Source organism: Nakamurella multipartita DSM 44233 (assembly GCF_000024365.1).
Taxonomy (GTDB): domain Bacteria; phylum Actinomycetota; class Actinomycetes; order Mycobacteriales; family Nakamurellaceae; genus Nakamurella; species Nakamurella multipartita.
On sequence record NC_013235.1, the window covers coordinates 1,848,982 to 1,867,179 of the forward strand.

At 71.3% G+C, this 18,198-nt stretch carries 20 protein-coding genes and 1 tRNA gene; 16 read left to right on the forward strand and 5 right to left on the reverse strand.

The features are described 5' to 3' along the window. Positions 1-9: 9 nt before the first annotated feature. Positions 10-240: a hypothetical protein gene (locus NAMU_RS08400; RefSeq protein WP_015746976.1), complete on the reverse strand. Its 231-nt coding sequence runs from the start codon at positions 238-240 to the stop codon at positions 10-12. A 10-nt stretch (positions 241-250) separates the two neighbouring features. Next, the gene (locus NAMU_RS08405) at positions 251-1,414 is read right to left on the reverse strand and encodes an inorganic phosphate transporter (protein ID WP_015746977.1); all 1,164 of its coding nucleotides are present in this window, start codon (positions 1,412-1,414) and stop codon (positions 251-253) included. A 98-nt stretch (positions 1,415-1,512) separates the two neighbouring features. On the opposite strand from NAMU_RS08405, the gene NAMU_RS08410 reads away from it, so the two are divergent. The 6 genes from NAMU_RS08410 to NAMU_RS08435 all read left to right on the forward strand — a co-directional run bounded on the left by NAMU_RS08410 (position 1,513) and on the right by NAMU_RS08435 (position 7,187). After that, positions 1,513-2,013, forward strand: coding sequence for a MauE/DoxX family redox-associated membrane protein (locus NAMU_RS08410; protein WP_015746978.1), 501 nt, complete (start codon positions 1,513-1,515; stop codon positions 2,011-2,013). A gap of 69 nt (positions 2,014-2,082) precedes the next feature. Then, positions 2,083-3,006: a DsbA family protein gene (locus NAMU_RS08415; protein WP_015746979.1), complete on the forward strand. Its 924-nt coding sequence runs from the start codon at positions 2,083-2,085 to the stop codon at positions 3,004-3,006. A 54-nt stretch (positions 3,007-3,060) separates the two neighbouring features. Continuing rightward, positions 3,061-3,133, forward strand: a tRNA-Ala gene (locus NAMU_RS08420). Between the two features lie 211 nt (positions 3,134-3,344). Continuing rightward, positions 3,345-5,117, forward strand: a complete 1,773-nt coding sequence (gene ctaD / locus NAMU_RS08425) for an aa3-type cytochrome oxidase subunit I (protein WP_015746980.1) — start codon at positions 3,345-3,347, stop codon at positions 5,115-5,117. A gap of 4 nt (positions 5,118-5,121) precedes the next feature. After that, positions 5,122-6,321, forward strand: coding sequence for a phosphoserine phosphatase SerB (gene serB, locus NAMU_RS08430; RefSeq protein ID WP_041368603.1), 1,200 nt, complete (start codon positions 5,122-5,124; stop codon positions 6,319-6,321). A 5-nt stretch (positions 6,322-6,326) separates the two neighbouring features. After that, the gene (locus NAMU_RS08435) at positions 6,327-7,187 is read left to right on the forward strand and encodes an aminoacyl-tRNA hydrolase (protein WP_015746982.1); all 861 of its coding nucleotides are present in this window, start codon (positions 6,327-6,329) and stop codon (positions 7,185-7,187) included. Positions 7,188-7,197: 10 nt separating this feature from the next. On the opposite strand, the gene NAMU_RS08440 is transcribed toward NAMU_RS08435, so the two are convergent. After that, a complete protein-coding gene (locus tag NAMU_RS08440) occupies positions 7,198-9,117 on the reverse strand; it encodes an alpha-amylase family protein (RefSeq protein WP_015746983.1) in 1,920 nt (639 codons plus the stop codon). A 150-nt stretch (positions 9,118-9,267) separates the two neighbouring features. On the opposite strand from NAMU_RS08440, the gene NAMU_RS08445 reads away from it, so the two are divergent. Further along, entirely contained in the window at positions 9,268-10,293 is a 1,026-nt protein-coding gene (locus tag NAMU_RS08445) for a LacI family DNA-binding transcriptional regulator (protein WP_015746984.1), read from the forward strand. A gap of 41 nt (positions 10,294-10,334) precedes the next feature. On the opposite strand, the gene NAMU_RS08450 is transcribed toward NAMU_RS08445, so the two are convergent. Together NAMU_RS08450 and NAMU_RS08455 are read right to left on the reverse strand one after the other, a co-directional pair. Continuing rightward, the gene (locus NAMU_RS08450; RefSeq protein ID WP_015746985.1) at positions 10,335-10,970 is read right to left on the reverse strand and encodes an isochorismatase family protein; all 636 of its coding nucleotides are present in this window, start codon (positions 10,968-10,970) and stop codon (positions 10,335-10,337) included. Between the two features lie 4 nt (positions 10,971-10,974). Next, positions 10,975-12,291, reverse strand: coding sequence for a nicotinate phosphoribosyltransferase (locus NAMU_RS08455; RefSeq protein WP_015746986.1), 1,317 nt, complete (start codon positions 12,289-12,291; stop codon positions 10,975-10,977). 120 nt (positions 12,292-12,411) lie between these two features. Between NAMU_RS08455 and clpS the strand changes: the two genes are divergently transcribed. The 9 genes from clpS (at position 12,412) to rdgB (ending at position 18,193) form a co-directional block, all read left to right on the forward strand. Then, positions 12,412-12,699 (forward strand): ATP-dependent Clp protease adapter ClpS, encoded by a 288-nt coding sequence (clpS, locus tag NAMU_RS30890; protein WP_041370127.1) that lies wholly within the window; start codon positions 12,412-12,414, stop codon positions 12,697-12,699. Positions 12,700-12,703: 4 nt separating this feature from the next. Beyond that, positions 12,704-13,249: a DUF2017 domain-containing protein gene (locus NAMU_RS08465; RefSeq protein WP_015746988.1), complete on the forward strand. Its 546-nt coding sequence runs from the start codon at positions 12,704-12,706 to the stop codon at positions 13,247-13,249. A gap of 71 nt (positions 13,250-13,320) precedes the next feature. Further along, positions 13,321-13,710, forward strand: coding sequence for a Mov34/MPN/PAD-1 family protein (locus NAMU_RS08470; protein ID WP_174299019.1), 390 nt, complete (start codon positions 13,321-13,323; stop codon positions 13,708-13,710). A 104-nt stretch (positions 13,711-13,814) separates the two neighbouring features. Continuing rightward, the gene (locus NAMU_RS08475; RefSeq protein WP_015746990.1) at positions 13,815-14,120 is read left to right on the forward strand and encodes a MoaD/ThiS family protein; all 306 of its coding nucleotides are present in this window, start codon (positions 13,815-13,817) and stop codon (positions 14,118-14,120) included. Positions 14,121-14,136: 16 nt separating this feature from the next. Next, positions 14,137-15,090, forward strand: a complete 954-nt coding sequence (locus NAMU_RS08480) for a PLP-dependent cysteine synthase family protein (RefSeq protein WP_015746991.1) — start codon at positions 14,137-14,139, stop codon at positions 15,088-15,090. Positions 15,091-15,151: 61 nt separating this feature from the next. Next, positions 15,152-15,868, forward strand: a complete 717-nt coding sequence (locus NAMU_RS08485; protein WP_015746992.1) for a rhomboid family intramembrane serine protease — start codon at positions 15,152-15,154, stop codon at positions 15,866-15,868. 124 nt (positions 15,869-15,992) lie between these two features. Beyond that, on the forward strand, positions 15,993-16,796 hold the full coding sequence (gene murI / locus NAMU_RS08490; RefSeq protein ID WP_138180647.1) for a glutamate racemase: 804 nt from the start codon (positions 15,993-15,995) through the stop codon (positions 16,794-16,796). 45 nt (positions 16,797-16,841) lie between these two features. Then, positions 16,842-17,582 carry a ribonuclease PH gene (rph, locus tag NAMU_RS08495; protein ID WP_015746994.1) on the forward strand — a complete coding sequence of 247 codons (741 nt, stop codon included), beginning with the start codon at positions 16,842-16,844 and terminating at the stop codon, positions 17,580-17,582. Continuing rightward, positions 17,579-18,193, forward strand: coding sequence for an RdgB/HAM1 family non-canonical purine NTP pyrophosphatase (gene rdgB, locus NAMU_RS08500; protein WP_015746995.1), 615 nt, complete (start codon positions 17,579-17,581; stop codon positions 18,191-18,193). The genes rph and rdgB overlap by 4 nt, the downstream gene beginning before the upstream one ends. The last annotated feature ends 5 nt before the right edge of the window (positions 18,194-18,198 follow it).

An 18,198-nucleotide genomic window follows, 5' to 3' on the forward strand; every position in this document is an offset into this window, starting at 1 on the left:
TGCCGGGACTCAGTGGAAGATCGGCACGATCAGGTAGATGCCGTACAGCGCGATCAGCCCGGCCACGCCCAGACAGGCGTAGCCGGCGACCCGGGCCAGGCCGGCGGACCGGCCCGCGCCGGTGGTGGTCTGGGCGTGGGTGAGCGCGGCCACGCCGAGTGCGAAGATGCCGACGATGGACACCGCGGCCACCACGGTGGTGACGGCGACCAGGGCCAGGGACGACCAGTCGATCTTCATGCCGCCGCCCTCATCCGATGACCTCCGGGGAGCGCGGCGTGGACTCGCCCTCGCCCGGGTTGATCACCACGTCCCGGGCGTCGTTGACGTTGTCGGCCGAGACCGGGGCCCGGCGGGAGATCGCGTAGATGGCGGCCGAGCCGGCGACCAAGCCGGCGAAGACGATGACCAGGCCCAGGGTGCCGGTGCCGGCGATCGCCGCGGAGGCGCCCCCGGCCAGCGCGGCCGCCGGCAGCGTCAGCAACCAGCCGTAGACCATCCGGCGGGCGGTGCCCCAGCGGACGTCGGCGAGCTTGCGACCCACTCCGGAACCGAGGATCGAGCCGGCACACACCTGCGTGGTGGACAGCCCGAAGCCCATGTGCGACGAGGCCAGGATCGCCGCCGCCGAGGTGGTCTCCGCGGCCAGGCCCTGCGGCGACTTGATCTCCACGATGCCCTTGCCCATCGTGCGCATGATGCGCCAGCCGCCCGAGTAGGTGCCCAGGCCGATGGCCAGGCCGGCGGTGACGATCACCCAGAACTGGGGTCCGGTGCCCGACTCCTGGTACCCGGCGGTGATCAGCACCAGGGTGATCACGCCCATCGTCTTCTGGCCGTCGGAGGTGCCGTGGGCCAGCGCGATCATCGAGCCGGACACGGTCTGCCCGCGGCGGAACCAGCCGGCGGCCGGCTCCTGATCGGCCCGGTGCAGCCACTTGTAGACCAGGAACGTGGCCAGGCCGGCGGCCAGCCCGGCCACCAGCGGCGCCATCAGCGCGGGCAGCACGATCTTGGACACGATGACCGAGAAGTTCACCCCGGCGGTGCCGGCGCCGACCAGGACCGCCCCGATCAGGCCGCCGAACAGGGCGTGCGAGGAACTCGACGGCATGCCGAACAGCCAGGTGGTCAGGTTCCACAGGATGGCGCCGACCAGCCCGGCGAAGATCATCGTCGGGGTGACCACGGCATCGTTGACGATGCCGCCCGAGATGGTCTTGGCCACCTCGGTGGACAGGAATGCGCCGATCACGTTGAGCACGGCGGCCAGCAGGACCGCGACCCGGGGGCGCAGCGCGCCGGTGGCCACCGAGGTGGCCATCGCGTTGGCGCTGTCGTGGAAGCCGTTGGTGAAGTCGAAGACGAGCGCGGTCACCACGACCAGCGTCACCACGAACAGCGTCGTCGTCATTCCCATCTTTCCTGTGTGGGGGGCGGGTGATCCATGCGCAAAGCGCGGGAAGCTTTCCGGAACGGGAGGTGTTCAAACGGGGTCGTTAGGGTGAACAGGTGACCACGCGGACAGTATCTCGGCCCGAGCGAATCCGCGACGCCGTCGGTGTCCTGGCCCGGCTGATCCTGGCCGGCGTCTTCCTGGTCTCCGGCGGGCTCAAGGCCTGGGACGCCCGGGAGACCATCGTCGCGGTCCGGGCCTATCAACTGCTGCCCGAGTCGCTGGTGGGTCCAGTGGCCGCGATCCTGCCCTATTTCGAGCTGGCCCTTGGCCTGTTGTTGCTGATCGGGCTGGCCACCCGGCTGGCCGCGGTGCTGGCCGCCGTGGTGATGGTGATGTTCATCGCGGCGGTGGCCTCGGCGGCGGCCCGGGGCTTGTCCATCGACTGCGGGTGCTTCGGCGGCGGGGGTCAGGTCGAGCCCGGCCAGACCGCCTACACGGCGGAAATCCTGCGCGACGCGGGCCTGCTGGCGCTGGCGGTGTACCTCGCGATCAGGCCGGACACCCCCTGGTCGGTGGACCGGTTCGCCCATCGGCGGGCAGCGCACGCGGCATAGTGGTGACGCAGAGTCGCGCCGGTCGGCGCCGGCGGACGGTCGGGGACCGGGCGATCGGGGGACCGGCCGATGAATGGATACGGAGAGGACAGCGCAGTGGCGCAATCGGGCAGTAAGAGTCCGGGCAAGGGTTCGACCAGCGGCGGCAAGGCCGCCAACGGCAAGTCCACCACCGGCAAGGCCGGCGGCGGCTCGGCCGGCTCGGCGGGCAAGAGCGGCCGGACGACGGCGCCGGCGGGCAAGTCGCGCCAGTCGGTGGCCGCGGCCCGCCGATCGAGCCCGAGCAACAACCGCACCCAGCTGATCATCGGTGGCATCGCCATCGTGGTCATCATCGGCATCGTGGTGTTCGGTGTCGTGCTGAACCGGCAGCAGACGGCCACCCAGGCCGAGGGCTACGGCGCCTCCACCCAGTCGGTGGCCACCGCCTCGGCCGACGGGGTGGTGACCGTGAGCAAACCGGGCAGCACCCCCAAGGCCACGATCGACGTCTACGAGGACGCGATGTGCCCGGCCTGCGCCGAGCTGGAGCGTCAGTACGGTCAGCAGATCAACCAGCAGCTGGACAACGGCAACCTGACCGTGAACTACCACATGGTCAACTTCCTCAACCCGCGCTCGCCGTCGGGCGACTACTCGACGCGGGCGGCCGGCGCGCTGCTGTGCGTCGCCCAGAACTCCGGCAGCCAGCCCGGGGTGTACATGGCCTACCACTCCGCCCTGTTCTCCCCGGACCACCAGCCCGAGGAGGGCGGCTCGTCCGACCTGACCAACCAGCAACTGGCCGACCTGGCCACCTCGGTCGGGGCCAACGAGGCGGCGGCCGGGTGCATCTCCCTGGGTCAGCAGACCCAGGCCGCGGCCACCGCGGCGACCGCCTTCCTGGCCACCTTGAACCAGGTCACGGGCGGTCAGGCGCAGACCCCGACGGTGGTGCACAACGGGGCTCCGCTCTCGCTCACCACCAACTGGCTGAGCACCCTGGTGAGCTGACAACGGGCCGATTAGGTCTGGCCGTGGTCCCTTGGTAACCTGTTCCGGCAGCTTGGGGCTGTGGCGCAGCTGGTAGCGCACCACACTGGCAGTGTGGGGGTCAGGGGTTCGAGTCCCCTCAGCTCCACCGACAAGGGCCGGTCGTTCCACTAGGAACGACCGGCCCTTTTGGCGTTCCGGGGCTGGTTCGAACGGCCCGATCACGGCTTCCGGGACGGCTCGGCCAACAAACCCACCCCCTCGCGCGGTGTTCTACGCCTCGTCGGATTAAGCTCCTGTGGTCACGGCATGTGCGTGACGTGTGTAGCGAGCGCGCCGAAACCGCTGGAGGCTCAACTGTGACCGCAGTAGCACCCCGTCCCGTGGTGTCCCGGCCGTACCCGGTACAGCGGGCCCCGCGTGGGGCGAAGTTCCTGCAGTACCTGCACACCACCGACCCCAAGGTGCTCGGGGTCATGTACATCGCCACCTCGTTCGCCTGGTTCATGCTCGGCGGGCTGATGGCGTTGTTCATGCGGGCCGAGCTGGCTCAGCCGGGCATGCAGTTCCTCTCGCCCGAGCAGTACAACCAGCTGTTCACCATGCACGGCACGATCATGCTGCTGTTCTACGCAACGGCCGTGGTGTTCGGCTTCGCCAACTTCGTGCTGCCGCTGCAGATCGGCGCGCCCGACGTCGCCTTCCCGCGGCTGAACGCGCTGTCCTACTGGCTGTACTTCTTCGGCGCCCTGATCGCCGCCTCCGGCTTCTTCACCCCGGGCGGCGCGGCCGCGTTCGGCTGGACCGCCTACACCCCGCTGTCGCTGGCCGAGAACTCGCCGGGCGTCGGTGGTGACCTGTGGATCATGGGCCTGGCCGTGTCCGGTCTGGGCACCATCCTGGGCGGCGTCAACATGATCACCACGGTGATCTGCATGCGCGCCCCGGGCATGACCATGTGGCGGCTGCCCATGTTCACCTGGGCCATCTTCATCACCTCGATCCTGATCCTGATCGCGTTCCCGATCCTGACCGCGGCGCTGATGGGCATGGCCTCGGACCGACATTTCGGGTCCCACGTGCTCGACCCGGCCAGCGGCGGCGCGATCCTGTACCAGCATCTGTTCTGGTTCTTCGGACATCCCGAGGTCTACATCATCGCCTTGCCCTTCTTCGGGATCATCTCCGAGGTGATCCCGGTGTTCAGCCGCAAGCCGCTGTTCGGCTACCGGGGCATGGTCTACGCGCTGATGGGCATCGCCGCGCTGTCCGTGGCCGTGTGGGCGCACCACATGTTCGCCACCGGTGCCGTGCTGCTGCCGTTCTTCAGCTTCATGACGTTCCTGATCGCCATCCCGACCGGTCTGAAGTTCTTCAACTGGATCGGCACCATGTGGCGCGGTCAGGTGAGCTTCGAGACGCCGATGCTGTTCGCGGCCGGCTTCCTGGTCACCTTCCTGTTCGGCGGGCTGACCGGCGTCATCCTGGCCGCGCCGGCGCTGGACTTCCACGTCTCCGACTCGTACTTCGTGGTCGCGCACTTCCACTACGTGCTCTTCGGCACCATCGTGTTCGCCACCTACTCGGGCATCTACTTCTGGTTCCCGAAGATGACCGGACGGTTCCTGGACGAACGGTTGGGCCGGCTGCACTTCTGGACGACCTTCATCGGCTTCCACACCACGTTCCTGGTCCAGCACTGGCTGGGCGACATGGGCATGCCCCGCCGGTACCCGGACTACCTGCCGACCGACGGCTTCACCACGCTGAACACCGTCTCCACCATCGGCGCGTTCGTGCTCGGGTTCTCCACCATCCCGTTCATCTGGAACGTCATCCGGTCCTGGCGGTACGGCGAGATCACCACCGCCGACGACCCCTGGGGTTACGGCAACTCGCTGGAGTGGGCGACCAGCTCGCCGCCGCCGCGGCACAACTTCACCTCGCTGCCGCGCATCCGTTCCGAGCGGCCGGCGTTCGAGCTGCACCACCCGTACATGATCGAGCGGATGCGTTCGGAGGCCCACCCCAAGCGGGGCTGGAAGCCGCTGGACGAGGCCGAGGCCAGCCCGCACCTGAAGATCCCGCAGGGCGACGGCTCCGGCTCCGCCACCGCGCCGTTCGGAGAGTGACCGGCTGTCCACAGTTCTGGTCACCGTCACCGGGCAGGATCGGCCCGGGGTCACCGGTGAGTTGTTCGCCGCGCTGGGCGCCCATCGGGTCGAGGTCCTGGACATCGACCAGGCGGTCATCCGGGGTCAGCTGACCCTGGGCGTGCTGGTCCGGACCACCGAGGACCCGCAGCCGATCCGGGCCGACGTCGAACGGGCCATGCAGGCCAAGGGGATGGCCGTCGGGGTCGGGATCGACCAACCCGGGGACGATCGCCGGCGGTCCTCCACGCACGTGGTGGTCATGCTCGGCCGCCCGCTGCAGGCCGCCGCCATCGGCGAGCTGGCCCTGCGGCTGGGCGACCTGGGCGTCAACATCGACACCATCCACCGGATCGCCGACTACCCGGTGACCGGCCTGGAACTGTCGGTCAACGCCCCCGACGACGACGCCCTGCGATCGGCCGTGGTGGATGTGGCCGCCGCCGCCGGGGTGGACATCGCGGTCGAGCGGATCGGCATCGCCCGCCGGGCCAAACGGCTCATCGTGTTCGACGTCGACTCCACCCTGATCACCGGCGAGGTGATCGAGATGCTCGCCGACCACACCGGCACCCGGTCTCGGGTCGAGGAGATCACCGCCGCGGCCATGCGCGGCGAGCTGGACTTCGCCGAGTCCCTGCGGGCCCGGGTGGCCATGCTCGAGGGACTGGACGCGGCCGTGCTCGACGAGGTCGGCGCCGCGCTGGTGCTCACCCCCGGCGCCCGCACCACCATCCGCACGCTCAAGCGGCTCGGCTATCGCTGCGGCGTGGTCTCCGGCGGGTTCACCCAGGTCACCCGGCACCTGGTCGAGGAGTTGGATCTGGACTTCGCCGCCGCCAACACCCTGGAGGTGGTGGACGGCCGGCTGACCGGACGGGTCGTCGGTGACATCGTCGACCGCGCCGGCAAGGCCACCGCGCTGGCCCGGTTCGCCGGTCAGTTCGGCGTTGACATGGCCCAGACGGTCGCCGTCGGCGACGGTGCCAACGACATCGACATGCTCTCCGCGGCCGGGTTGGGCATCGCCTTCAACGCCAAGCCGGTGGTGGCCGGCTTCGCCGACACCACACTGAACCAGCCGTTCCTGGACCCGGTGCTGTTCATCCTGGGCATCTCCCGGGACGAGATCGAGGCCGCCGACGCCGCCGACGGCACGCTGCGCCGCGTCCCGCTGGACTGACCGGCATGAGTGAGGCCGGCCGGTCGAACCATCAACGCATGCACGAGGGCGCGGTGCTCGCGCCGCTGGCCGACCGGTACGCGCGCTGGTTGGGCATGGACGCCGCCCAGGTGCTGGCCGACCGGGACGAGGCCGCCCACGACATCCGGGCCATGCAGCTGATCCTGCGCATGGAACGAGCCACCCCGCCGTCCTGGCACCGGGCCGTCGCGCTGGCCGCGGCCGGCGCCACCGCACTGTGCCTGGACGAGCGCAGCGCGCCGGGCGGCGAATGGCACGACGCGGTCGCCGCCTACGTCCGCGGCCACATCCGCAAGGTCACACGCCGCGCCCGCGGCGCGCACTGGGCCGCCGCGCAGGAGCTGCCCGGCCTGACCCTGGAGGCCGACGGCACCCAGGTGCGGGTGCTCGTGCCCGGTCCGGTGGTCGAGCTGGATCCGCGCATCGGCCGGTTGCAGGTGGGCGGCACGGACGTGCCGCCGGACGTGCCGCCGGACGAGCCCGGGGCGGCGTCGGGCGCGCTGCGGCTCTGGATTCCCGAGGCCTTGCCGATGACGGTGGGCAAGGCGATGGCCCAGGCCGGCCACGCCGGGATGATCTGCGCGGCCCTGCTGGCCCGTGACGACGCCCCGCCGGCCGACCGGGAGCGGTTGGCCGGCTGGCGGGAGGCCGGTTTCCCGGTGACGGTGCGCCGGGTCGACGCGGCCCAGTGGGCCCGGCTGGCGCAGCCGGTGGCCCGCGACCAGGACCTCGCCTGGCGGTCCGAGGGCCGGCTGGCCGTGCGCGACGCCGGATTCACCGAGGTCGAGCCGGGCGCCATCACGATCATCGCGACCCGGCCCGACCCGTCGCCCCGGTCGAGCTAACGGGCCCGGCTCACTCCGGCACCAGCCAGAGCACCCCGTACGGGTGCAGCCAGACGTTGCCGTCGCTGCCCGGGTAGATGTGCTCGCCGGACAGCGCGTCCCGGGCGCCGGTCAGGCCGTACTCGGCCAGCCGCCAGCCCGGGAACGGGCGCCAGTCGGCGGTCACGTTGAACAGCTCCAGCAACGGGCCCAGCGGGTGCCGGCGCAGCACCGGCAGCACCCCGGGGTCGGACAGCAACGGCACTTCGGCGGCCACCGAGGCCTGCAGGTGCGGCAGCGCCGACCGGGTGCGCACCAGGTGCCGCAGGCCGGCGAACACCCGGCCCGGCACCGTCGAGGAGTCGCCGCGCTGCTGGGCCCGGTCCCAATCCATCCGCGGCCGGTGCGCCCACCGGTTGTCGTCGCCGTGCCCGGGCTCCTCGGCCCAGTGCGGGTCGTTGGACATCGCGATCTCGTCGCCCATCCAGACCACCGGGATGCCGCCCCAGCCCATGATGATCGCGTGGGCCAGGAACAGCCGGCCGACCACCAGGTCCGCGTCGGCCGGTGCGGTCATGGCGTCCAACCCGGACAGGCTGGCCGCGGTGCCGCTGATCCGGCGGTCCCCGGTGTCCGGGTTCTCCTGGAAGACCAGGCCGCGGGCCGGAGAACCCGGATACAGGCCCGAGTAGTAGTCGGACAGGAACCGCTGGTGCTCGAACCCGTTCAGGCCGACCGCGGCGGCGTCGGCCGCGTCGATGGCCCAGCCGATGTCGTCGTGGCACCGGGCGTAGGTGACCCAGGTGGTGGTCGCCGGCACCGGCGGGATGGCCCGCAGCGCGTGCGCGGCCAGGGTGGCGTCCTGGGCGGCCAGCATCGACCAGATCTGCACCATCAGGCTGTTGTGGTAGGCGATGTCGCTGACCTTGCCGTGGTGGGCGCCCTGACCCAGGTAGTGCACCAGATCCTGCGGGGCGACGATCGCCTCGGCCTTGAACAGCACGGCCGGGCAGGCGATCCGGGCGACCGCCCGCAATGCCTGGGTGATGGCGTGCACCTCGGGCTGGTTCTGGCAGTTGGTGCCCATGCGTTTGAACACGAACGCGATCGCGTCCAGCCGCAGCACCTGCACGCCCTGGTTGGCCAGGAACAGCACGATGTCGGCGTACTCGGCGAAGACGTCCGGGTTGGTCCAGTTGACGTCCCACTGCCAGGAGTTGAAGGTCGTCCACACCCAGCCGTCCAGCTCGGGGGAGTGGGTGAAGCTGCCGGGGGCGAAGTCCGGGAAGACCTCGGGCAGCGTCTGCTCGTACCGGTCGGGCTCGGTCCGGTCGGGGAAGACGTAGAAGTAGTCGCGGTAGTGCGGGTCGCCGTCGCGGGCGGCCTGGGCCCAGGCGTGCTCGGCGGCCACATGATTGAGCACCAGGTCCATCACCAGGCTGATGCCGGCCTTGCGCAGCTCGGCGGCCAGGGCCTGCAGGTCGTCCATGGTGCCCAGATCGGTGCGGACCCGGCGGTAATCGGCCACCGCGTAGCCGCCATCGTTGTCACCGTCACGCGGCTGCAGCAGCGGCATCAGGTGCAGGTAGGTGACGCCGAGCTCGCGCAGGTAGTCGATCTTGCCGGCGACGGCGGTCAGGTCGCCGGCGAAGCGGTCGGCGAAGCAGGCGTACCCGAGCATCGACTCGTCCTGGAACCAGCCCGGGTCCAGCGTGCGCTGCAGGTCCAACCGGTGCAGGTCGGGGCTGCGCTCGGCGAACGCGGTGGCCGCCATCCGCACCAGCCGCCGCTCCAGATCGGCGGCCGCGGGGCCGTAGACCGCGGTCAGCGCGTCGTCCAGGTCCTGCCACCATCGATCGAGCCGCAGCTCGAACAGCTCCACCTGGTGGCGGGGTTGGTCACGGAGAACGTGGTGGGCTTCGGCGTGCAGCTCGGGCGGCGCGGGTCGCATGGCGCATGATTCTGCCTGACTGTGGCTGAGCCCACATCGGACCGCACCCGCACCCTGCTGAACCGGTTTGGCCGGTCCCCGGGCCGCCCCGCCCGGTGGCCGACCACGCGGGAGGATGCGAGAGTCATTTCGTGGACAGGACCCCGCGCGATGGCTGAACGGTTGCGTCGGCCGACCATGAACGATGTGGCCCGGGCCGCCGGCGTCAGCCTCAAATCCGTGTCCAGGGTGATCAACGATGAAGTAGGGGCGTCCCCGGAAACCCGCGAACGGGTGCTGGCCGCCGCCAACCGTCTGGGCTACCGGCGCAACGACGCCGCGCACGCCCTGCGTCGCTTCGACGGCCGGTCCGCGTCGGTCGGCCTGGTCCTGGAAGACGTCAGCAACCCGTTCGCCGCGGTGCTCAACCGGTCGGTCGAGCGGGTGGCCGGCCAGGAGGGCAGCCTGGTGCTGGCCGTGAGCACCAACGCCGACCCCGACCGGGAGGAATACCTGATCCACCGGCTGCTGGCCCGGGCGGTCGACGGCCTGGTGATCATGTCCTGCCGCCGGGATCATGCGTTCCTGGCCCCGGAGGTGGAACGGGGCCTGCCCGTGGTGTTCGTGGACCGGCCGCCGCGGCGGCTGGCCGGCCCGACGGTCCGGGTCGCCAACGGCAAGGGCGCCCGGGACGCGACCTGCCACCTGATCGAACGCGGGCACCGCCGGATCGCCTTCCTCGGCGACCGGCTCGGGCTGTACACGGCCGAGGAGCGGCAGCGCGGCTGGTCCCGGGCGCTGCGCGAGGCCGGGCTGGCCGCGGACCCCGAGCTGGTCTGGCGGGGTCAGGCGGACCCGCAGCAGGCCGAGTTGGCGATGGCGGCGATGCTGGACCTGCCCGACCCGCCGACCGCGGTCTTCGCCGCGCAGAACCTGCTCACGGTCGGGGTGGTCGCCGCGTTGCGCCATCGGGGCGCCGGGCAGCGGATCGCGGTGGTCGGGTTCGACGACCTGGATCTGGCCGCGGTGGTCGACCCGCCGCTGACCGTGGTGGCCCAGGACCCGGAGGCGATCGGCCGGATCGCCGCCGAGGCCGTCTTCGCCGGACTGGCCGGCACGCCGATGACCAAGGACGTGGTGCTGCCGGTGCGGCTGGTCGCCCGCGGGTCGGGGGAGATCCCGGGCCCGCTGGCCTGACCGGGACCGGTCCGACCGGCCCCGCGCCCCGTCGTCCCGGATCAGTCGGCCTCGATCACCTGCACGCCGGCTTGCCGCATGGCCTCGATCGCGGCCTCGGTGTCACCCGGGTTGAGCTCGACGAACCGGGTCAGGGCCAGCGGCACGAGGGTGCGGTAGCCCAGCCGGACCGCGTCGATGGCGGTGGACTTGACGCACCAGTCGCCGGCCAGTCCGACGACCGTCACGGCCATGACGCCGTTCTCGTCCAGGATCGCCGACAGGTCGGTCTCCCGGTTCTGCCCGGTCGGCAGGTGCAGCACGCTGAACCCGCTGTAGCCGTCCTCCGGGCCGGAGCCCTTGTGCACGACCGGCCCGTCGACCGTGATCCCGGGCAGGAACTCGGCCCCGGCCGATTCGATGACGCAGTGCGCCGGCCACAGCCCGCCGTGCTCGGCAAAGTGCGGGGTCACCTCCGGGTGCCAGTCCCGGGTGTAGACCACCAGGTGGCCGGCGGCCAGGGCCTGTTCGATGGCCCGGTTGATCGGCTCGACGATGTCCGGGGCGCCCTGGACGAACAGCGAGCCCTCCGGGTGACCGAAGTCGTGCTGCATGTCGACCACCAGCAGCGCGTGGTCGGGTCCGTGGGTCCAGGTCGGGGTGCTGGTCGGGGCATCGGGCGTCGGTGAATGGGTCATGGGATCAGTCTTTCGCGGCGGGTGGCTGGGTCAGTTGGGTGCTGGGGATGGCCGGTTCGCCCTCGGACAGGGTCAGGCCCTCCCACGGCAGGGTGGTCAGCGCGTGGCGCAGGTGGTCCCGGCTGGCGCTCAGGTCGGGTCCGTCGGCCAGCCGCCGGCCCGCGCGCACCAGCGGCACCGGCACGATCCGGTCGTGCGGCCCGGCCGCCGCCCGGGCGTCGTCCGCGGTGCCGCGGAAGATGACCTCCTCGGTGATGGTGCCGCTGTCCTTGGCCCGGCGGATCACCGCCTTGCGGCCGCCCAGGGAGACCTTGTCCTTGCTGCGCTTTTCCACCGGCCGGCCGTCCACCTCGACGAGCTTGTAGACCATGCCGGCGGTGGGCGCCCCGGATCCGGTGACCAGCGAGGTGCCGACGCCGTAGACGTCGACCGGGTCGGCCCGCAGCGCGGCGATGGCGTACTCGTCCAGGTCGCCGGAGAGCACGATCTTGGTGTTCGCGGCACCGAGCTCATCGAGCTGGCGGCGGGCCGCCCGGGTCAGCGCGGCCAGGTCACCGGAGTCGATGCGGACCGCGCCCAGGTCGGGACCGGCGACCTTGACCGCCGTCTCGATGCCCTGGGTGATGTCGTAGGTGTCCACCAGCAGGGTGGTGCCCACCCCCAGGGCGGCGACCTGCGAGGCGAACGCCGCCTCCTCGGTGTCGTGCAGCAGGGTGAAGGCGTGCGCGGCGGTGCCGGCGGTCGGGATGCCGTACCGGCGGCCCGCCTCCAGGTTCGAGGTGGCCGAGAACCCGGCCAGCCAGGCGGCGCGGGACGCGGCGACCGCCGCCTCCTCGTGCGCGCGCCGGGTGCCCATCTCGATGAGCGGGCGGTCGCCGGCGGCGGTGGCCATCCGGGCGGCCGCGGCGGCGATCGCGCAGTCGTGGTTGAGGATCGACAGGATCAGCGTCTCCAGGATGACGGCATTGCCGAAGGTGCCGGTGACGGTCATCACCGGCGAACCGGGGAAGAACAGCTCGCCTTCGGGGTAGCCGTCGATGTCGCCGGTGAACCGGTAGGCGGCCAGGTACTCCAGGGTCGGCGGGTCCAGGAACGGCTCCAGCTGGGCCAGTTCGGACTCGCCGAAGGTGAAGTCGGCCAGGGCGTCCAGCACCCGGCCGACGCCGGCGACCACGCCGTAGCGGCGCCCCGGGGGCAACCGGCGGGCGAAGGTTTCGAAGACGCAGTGCCGGTCGGCCGTGCCGTCCGCGATGGACGCGGACAACATGGTCAGCTCGTACCGGTCGGTGAACAGGGCGGTCGACCCAGTGGTGGTGGCCATCACAGGAGCCTATGCAGACGGGCCCGGCGACCCGCACCGGTGTCGAGCGTTGGCCGGGCCGCGGATCGGTGCGAAAATGGACTCGTGGGTGGTGTGGTGAAGGTTTCGGCAGTGCGCGCGGTGACGGCTCCGGCCCCGGAGAAGACCGGGTCGACCGAGACCGTGACGACCCCCGAGGCGCCCTGGGTCACCATCGTCTGGAACGACCCGGTCAATCTCATGTCCTACGTCACGCTGGTCTTCCAGAAGCTGCTCGGCCATCCGCGGCCCAAGGCCGAGGCGCTGATGCTTGATGTTCACCACAAGGGTCGGGCCACCGTGTCCAGCGGACCGCGGGAAAAGATGGAGGCCGACGTCGCCAAACTGCAGGCGGCCGGCCTGTGGGCGACCATGGCCAAGGACAGCTGAGCTGATGCGCCCGTTCCACCGCCGCTTCGGCAAGTACAGCGCGTCCTTCGAACCGGCCGAGGCGACGCTGATCGCCGACCTGGTCGATCAGGTCCGGCAGTTGCTCGCCGGGCGCCGGGCCGAGGCCCCCAGCGACCCGTTGGCCCAGCTCACCGGGATGACGATGGGCCCGGCCAGCAAACCGCAGGACCCGGCGGTGGCCCGGTTGCTGCCCGACTTCCACGCGCAGGACGAGCAGCTCTCGTCCGGCCTGCGGGTGTTGCACGAGCCGGAGCTGATCGCCACCAAGGATGCGGCCGCCGTCGCGCTGCTGGACACCCTGCCCCGGGGCGGCGGACCGGTCCGCCTGGACGACGACGCGGCCGCGGCGTGGAGTTCCGCGCTCAATGACGTCCGGCTGGCCCTGGGGGTGCGGCTGCAGATCACCGAGGACGACAGCCCGCCGCCGGGTGTCGACGATCCGGACAGCCCGCAGGCGGCCATGTATGCGACCTACCGGTGGCTCTCGGCGGTCCAGGATTCGCTGGTCAGTGCCATGCTCGACGCCTGAGCGCAACCCATCGGGGCGGCGGCGCCGACCCGGACCATTAGGCTGTTCGGGTGCTGCGTATTCCCGCCGCGATGATCGACGAGATCGTCGCCCACGCCCGGGCCGATCACCCCGACGAGGCCTGCGGCATCATCGCCGGCCCGATCGGCGCCGACACCCCCACCCGGCTGGTCCGGATGCTCAACGCCGAGCGGTCGCCCACCTTCTACCGGTTCGACTCCGGCGAGCAGCTGCGGCTGTACCGCCAGCTGGACGCCGCCGACGAGGAGGTCGTCGTCGTCTATCACTCGCACACCGGCACCGAGGCCTACCCGAGCCGCACCGATATCGCCTACGCCGGCGAGCCCCAGGCCCACTACCTGCTCGTCTCCACCCGGGAACCGGACACCGAGGAGATCCGTTCCTACCGGATCCTCGACGGCGTGGTGACCGAGGAGCCGGTGGAAATCATTTCGGCCTGACTCGGCGTTGCACGAGTGGGCGCACATGTCCGTCACAATGACCCAGTCACGTCGAACAACGACGCCTGCGCGGGGACGCGCAGGACAGCTATGAGGAGCTTTCGATGAGCGTTTCGGTGTCCGTGCCGACGATCCTGCGACCGGTCACCAAGGGGGAGAAGACCGTCTCCGCCGAGGGTGCCACCCTGGCCGAGGTGATCTCCGACCTGGACAGCCGGTACACCGGCCTCGGCGATCGGCTGATCAAGAACGGATCGCTGCACCGGTTCGTCAACATCTACGTCAACGACGAGGACGTGCGGTTCACCGGTGGCCTGGAGACCGCGGTGGCCGAGGGTGACAACGTGACGATTCTGCCCGCCGTCGCCGGAGGCGACAATCGGGCGACCGTCGCCGGCGGGGCGTCCTGATCGGTCGTTCGAGGTCATGACGCGGTACTCGAGCCTGGTCGACGCGGTCGGCGGCACGCCTCTGGTGGGTCTGCCGCGGTTGTCGCCGTCCCCGTCGGTCCGCCTGTGGGCCAAGCTCGAAGACCGCAATCCGACCGGTTCGATCAAGGACCGGCCCGCGCTGGCGATGGTGGCCAAGGCCGAGACCGACGGCCTGCTCCGGCCCGGCTGCACGGTCATCGAGCCGACCAGTGGCAACACCGGCATCTCGCTGGCCATGGTCTGCCGGGTCAAGGGCTACCGGCTGATCTGCGTGATGCCGGAGAACACCTCCGAGGAGCGCCGGCTGCTGCTGCGCGCCTACGGAGCGCAGATCATCTCCTCGCCGGCCGCCGGCGGCTCCAACGCCGCGGTCGCGATGGCCAAGGAACTGGCCGCCGACCACCCGGACTGGGTCATGCTCTACCAGTACGGCAACCCGGACAACGCGCGGGCGCACTACGAGACGACCGGCCCGGAGCTGCTGGCCGACCTCCCGACGATTACCCACTTCGTGGCCGGCTTGGGCACCACCGGCACGCTGATGGGAGTGGGTCGCTACCTGCGGGAAAAGGTGCCCGACGTCGGCATCGTGGCCGCCGAACCCCGGTACGGCGAGCTGGTCTACGGGCTGCGCAACCTGGACGAGGGTTTCGTGCCCGAGCTGTACGACGCGTCCGTGCTGACCTCCCGGTTCTCGGTCGGGCCCGACGACGCGGTCCGCCGCACCCGCGAGCTGCTGGAGGTCGAGGGCATCTTCGCCGGCATCTCCACCGGGGCGATCCTGCACGCGGCGCTGGGCATCGCGGCCCGAGCCGTCCGGGACGGCATCGAGGCCGACATCGCCTTCGTGGTCTGTGACGGTGGCTGGAAGTACCTGTCCACTGGCGTGTACGACGCCGGTGACGACGCGCTCGCCGCGACCGGGCTGGAGGGCCAGCTCTGGGCCTGAGCGCGCGCTCAGGGTTTTCCCCCGATCCCCGGCGGCGAGTGTCGTCGGTAGCCTCGAGGTCATGAGCACGCCGTCGCAGTTCGGCTCGTCCGATTACGGCTCGTACACGCCGCCCGGGTACGGCCTCACGCCGTCCGGATCCGCGGCCCCGGCCAAGAAGTCGGTGCTGCCGGAGAACCTGAAGACCGCCATCATCGTCGTCGGCTCGCTGGCCGCGGTGATGGTGATCGTGCAGGTCGTGAACTGGGCGATGGACTACCGCCTCGACCAGTTCGGCATCGAGCCGCGTACCTGGTCGGGCCTGTGGGGGGTGCTGGCCGCCCCGTTCATCCACGGCTCCTGGGCCCACCTGTGGTCCAACCTGATCCCGCTGGTGGTCATGGGCGTGCTGATCACCGTCGGCGGCCTGCGCCAGTTCTTCGCGGTCACCGTGCTGGTCTGGCTGGTCTCCGGGCTCGGGGTCTGGCTGGTCGCGCCGTCGGCCAGCGTCACCGTCGGCGCCTCCGGTGTGGTCTTCGGCTGGCTGACCTTCCTGATCGTGCGCGGCATCTGGACCCGCACCTGGCAGCACATCCTGCTCGGCCTGGTGCTGCTGGTGCTCTACGGCAGCCTGTTCTGGACCGGCATCGTGCGGGTGGCGGCGTCGGATGTCACAGCCATCACCTCCATCCAGACCGTGTCCTGGCAGGCTCATCTGTTCGGCGCGCTCGGTGGCCTGCTGGCCGCCTTCCTGGTCGGCCGGGCCGACGCGGGCCGCCGCCGCGCGGTCACCGCCTGAGCCGGGCGGTAGCGTCGAGGGCGTGAGTGCGTCCCTCGTCCCCGGGTCGGTCAATACCGCTTCGATCAACGCCGCTTCGATCAACGCCGCTTCGATCAACGCCGCTTCGATCAATACCGCGTCGATCAACACCGCGCCGATCGGCATCTTCGACTCCGGAGTCGGCGGCCTGACCGTCGCCCGCGCGATCATCGATCAGCTGCCCGGCGAGCGGGTCCGCTACGTCGGGGACACCGCGAACGGGCCGTACGGCCCGTTGCCGATCGCCGAGGTCCGCCGGCACGCCCTGGCCGTCGGTGACCGATTGGTCGACAGCGGTGTGAAGATCCTGGTCATCGCCTGCAACACCGCCTCGGCGGCCTGCCTGGCCGACGCCCGCGAGCGGTACGACGTGCCGGTGGTCGAGGTCATCCGGCCGGCCGTGCGGCGGGCCATCGCGGCCACCCGGACCGGCGAGGTCGGCGTCATCGGCACCTCCGCGACGATCGCCTCCGGTGCCTACCAGGACGCGTTCGACGTCAACCCGGGGGTCCGGGTGCACGCCGTGGCCTGCCCGTCGTTCGTCGACTTCGTCGAACGCGGCATCACCTCCGGCCGCCAGGTGATCGGCCTGGCCCAGGCCTACCTGGGCCCGCTGCAGCGCACCAACCTGGACACCCTGGTGCTGGGCTGCACCCACTACCCGCTGCTGACCGGGGCGCTCTCGCTGGTGATGGGCGATCAGGTCACCCTGGTCTCCAGCGCCGACGAGACCGCCAAGGACGTCTACCGCAAGCTCACCGAGCTGGACCTGCTGGCCCCGGGCACCCGGCCCAGCGCGCCGCACGAGTTCCTGGCCACCGGGGACCCGGCGCCGTTCACCAAGCTGGGCCGCCGGTTCCTCGGCCCGGAGATCGGCTCCGTGGTCGAGCTCGGCGCCCCGGTCTGACCCGGGTTCGTTCGCCCCACCCGGCGGCCAACTAGCCTGCAGGGCATGAACCGAGCAGACGGCCGCGCCGACCACGAACTTCGCCCCGTGACCTTCACCCGGGGTTTCCAGCAGCATCCGGCCGGGTCGGTCTTGGTCGAGTTCGGTGGCACCAAGGTGCTGTGCGCGGCGTCGGTGACCACCGGCGTGCCGCGCTGGCGCAAGGGTTCGGGCCTGGGCTGGCTGACCGCGGAGTACGCGATGTTGCCGTCGGCCACGCACGAGCGCAGCGACCGCGAATCGGTCAAGGGCCGGGTCGGCGGGCGCACGCACGAGATCTCCCGGCTGATCGGCCGGTCGCTGCGGGCCTGCCTGGACCTGCGCTCGCTGGGGGAGAACACCATCGCGGTCGACTGCGATGTGCTGCAGGCCGACGGCGGCACCCGCACCGCGGCCATCACCGGCGCGTATGTCGCGCTCGCCGACGCGGTGGCCTACCTGCGCGAACGTGGCCAGCTGGCCGACCCGCAGCCGCTGTCCTGCCAGATCGCGGCGGTCTCGGTGGGAGTCGTCGGCGGCCGGGTCCGGCTGGACCTGCCGTACGAGGAGGACGCGCGGGCCGAGGTGGACATGAACGTGGTCGCCACCGACGTGGGCACCCTGGTCGAGGTGCAGGGCACCGCGGAGGGGGCCACCTATTCCCGGTCCACCCTGGACGCGATGCTGGACAGCGCGCTGGCCGGGATCGCCACGCTGACCGAGATGCAGCGGGCCGCGCTGGCCGGGCCGTCGGGCCGGTCGGCATGAGCCGGGTGGTGCTGGCCACCCGCAACGCCAAGAAGCTGGGGGAGCTGGCCCGGATCCTGGGCGGCGATGTGCAGGTGCTCGGGCTGGCCGACGTGCCGCCGTTCCCGGAGCTGCCGGAGACCGGCGCCACCTTCGAGGAGAACGCGACCGACAAGGCGCGGCAGGCGGCCACCGAGACCGGCGAGATCGCGCTGGCCGACGACTCGGGGCTGGCGGTGGATGCGCTCAACGGGATGCCGGGCGTGCTGTCCGCGCGCTGGTCGGGCCGGCACGGCGACGACCCGGCCAATACCGCGTTGCTGCTGGGTCAGCTGGCCGATGTGCCGGACGAGCGGCGGGGCGCGGCGTTCGTCTGCGCGCTGGCCCTGGCCACCCCGGACGGCCGGGTGCAGGTGGTGCGGGGGGAGTGGCGCGGGCGGATCGACCGGGCCGGGCGGGGGACCAACGGGTTCGGCTACGACCCGGTCTTCGTCCCGCAGGAGAGCGACGCGGCCGGTGACGGCCGGAGCTCGGCCGAATTGAGCCCGGCCGAGAAGGACGCACTGTCCCATCGCGGCCGGGCCATTCGGTTGATGCTGCCGGTCCTGCAGGAGTTGCTGGGCCGGTCCTGACGGAC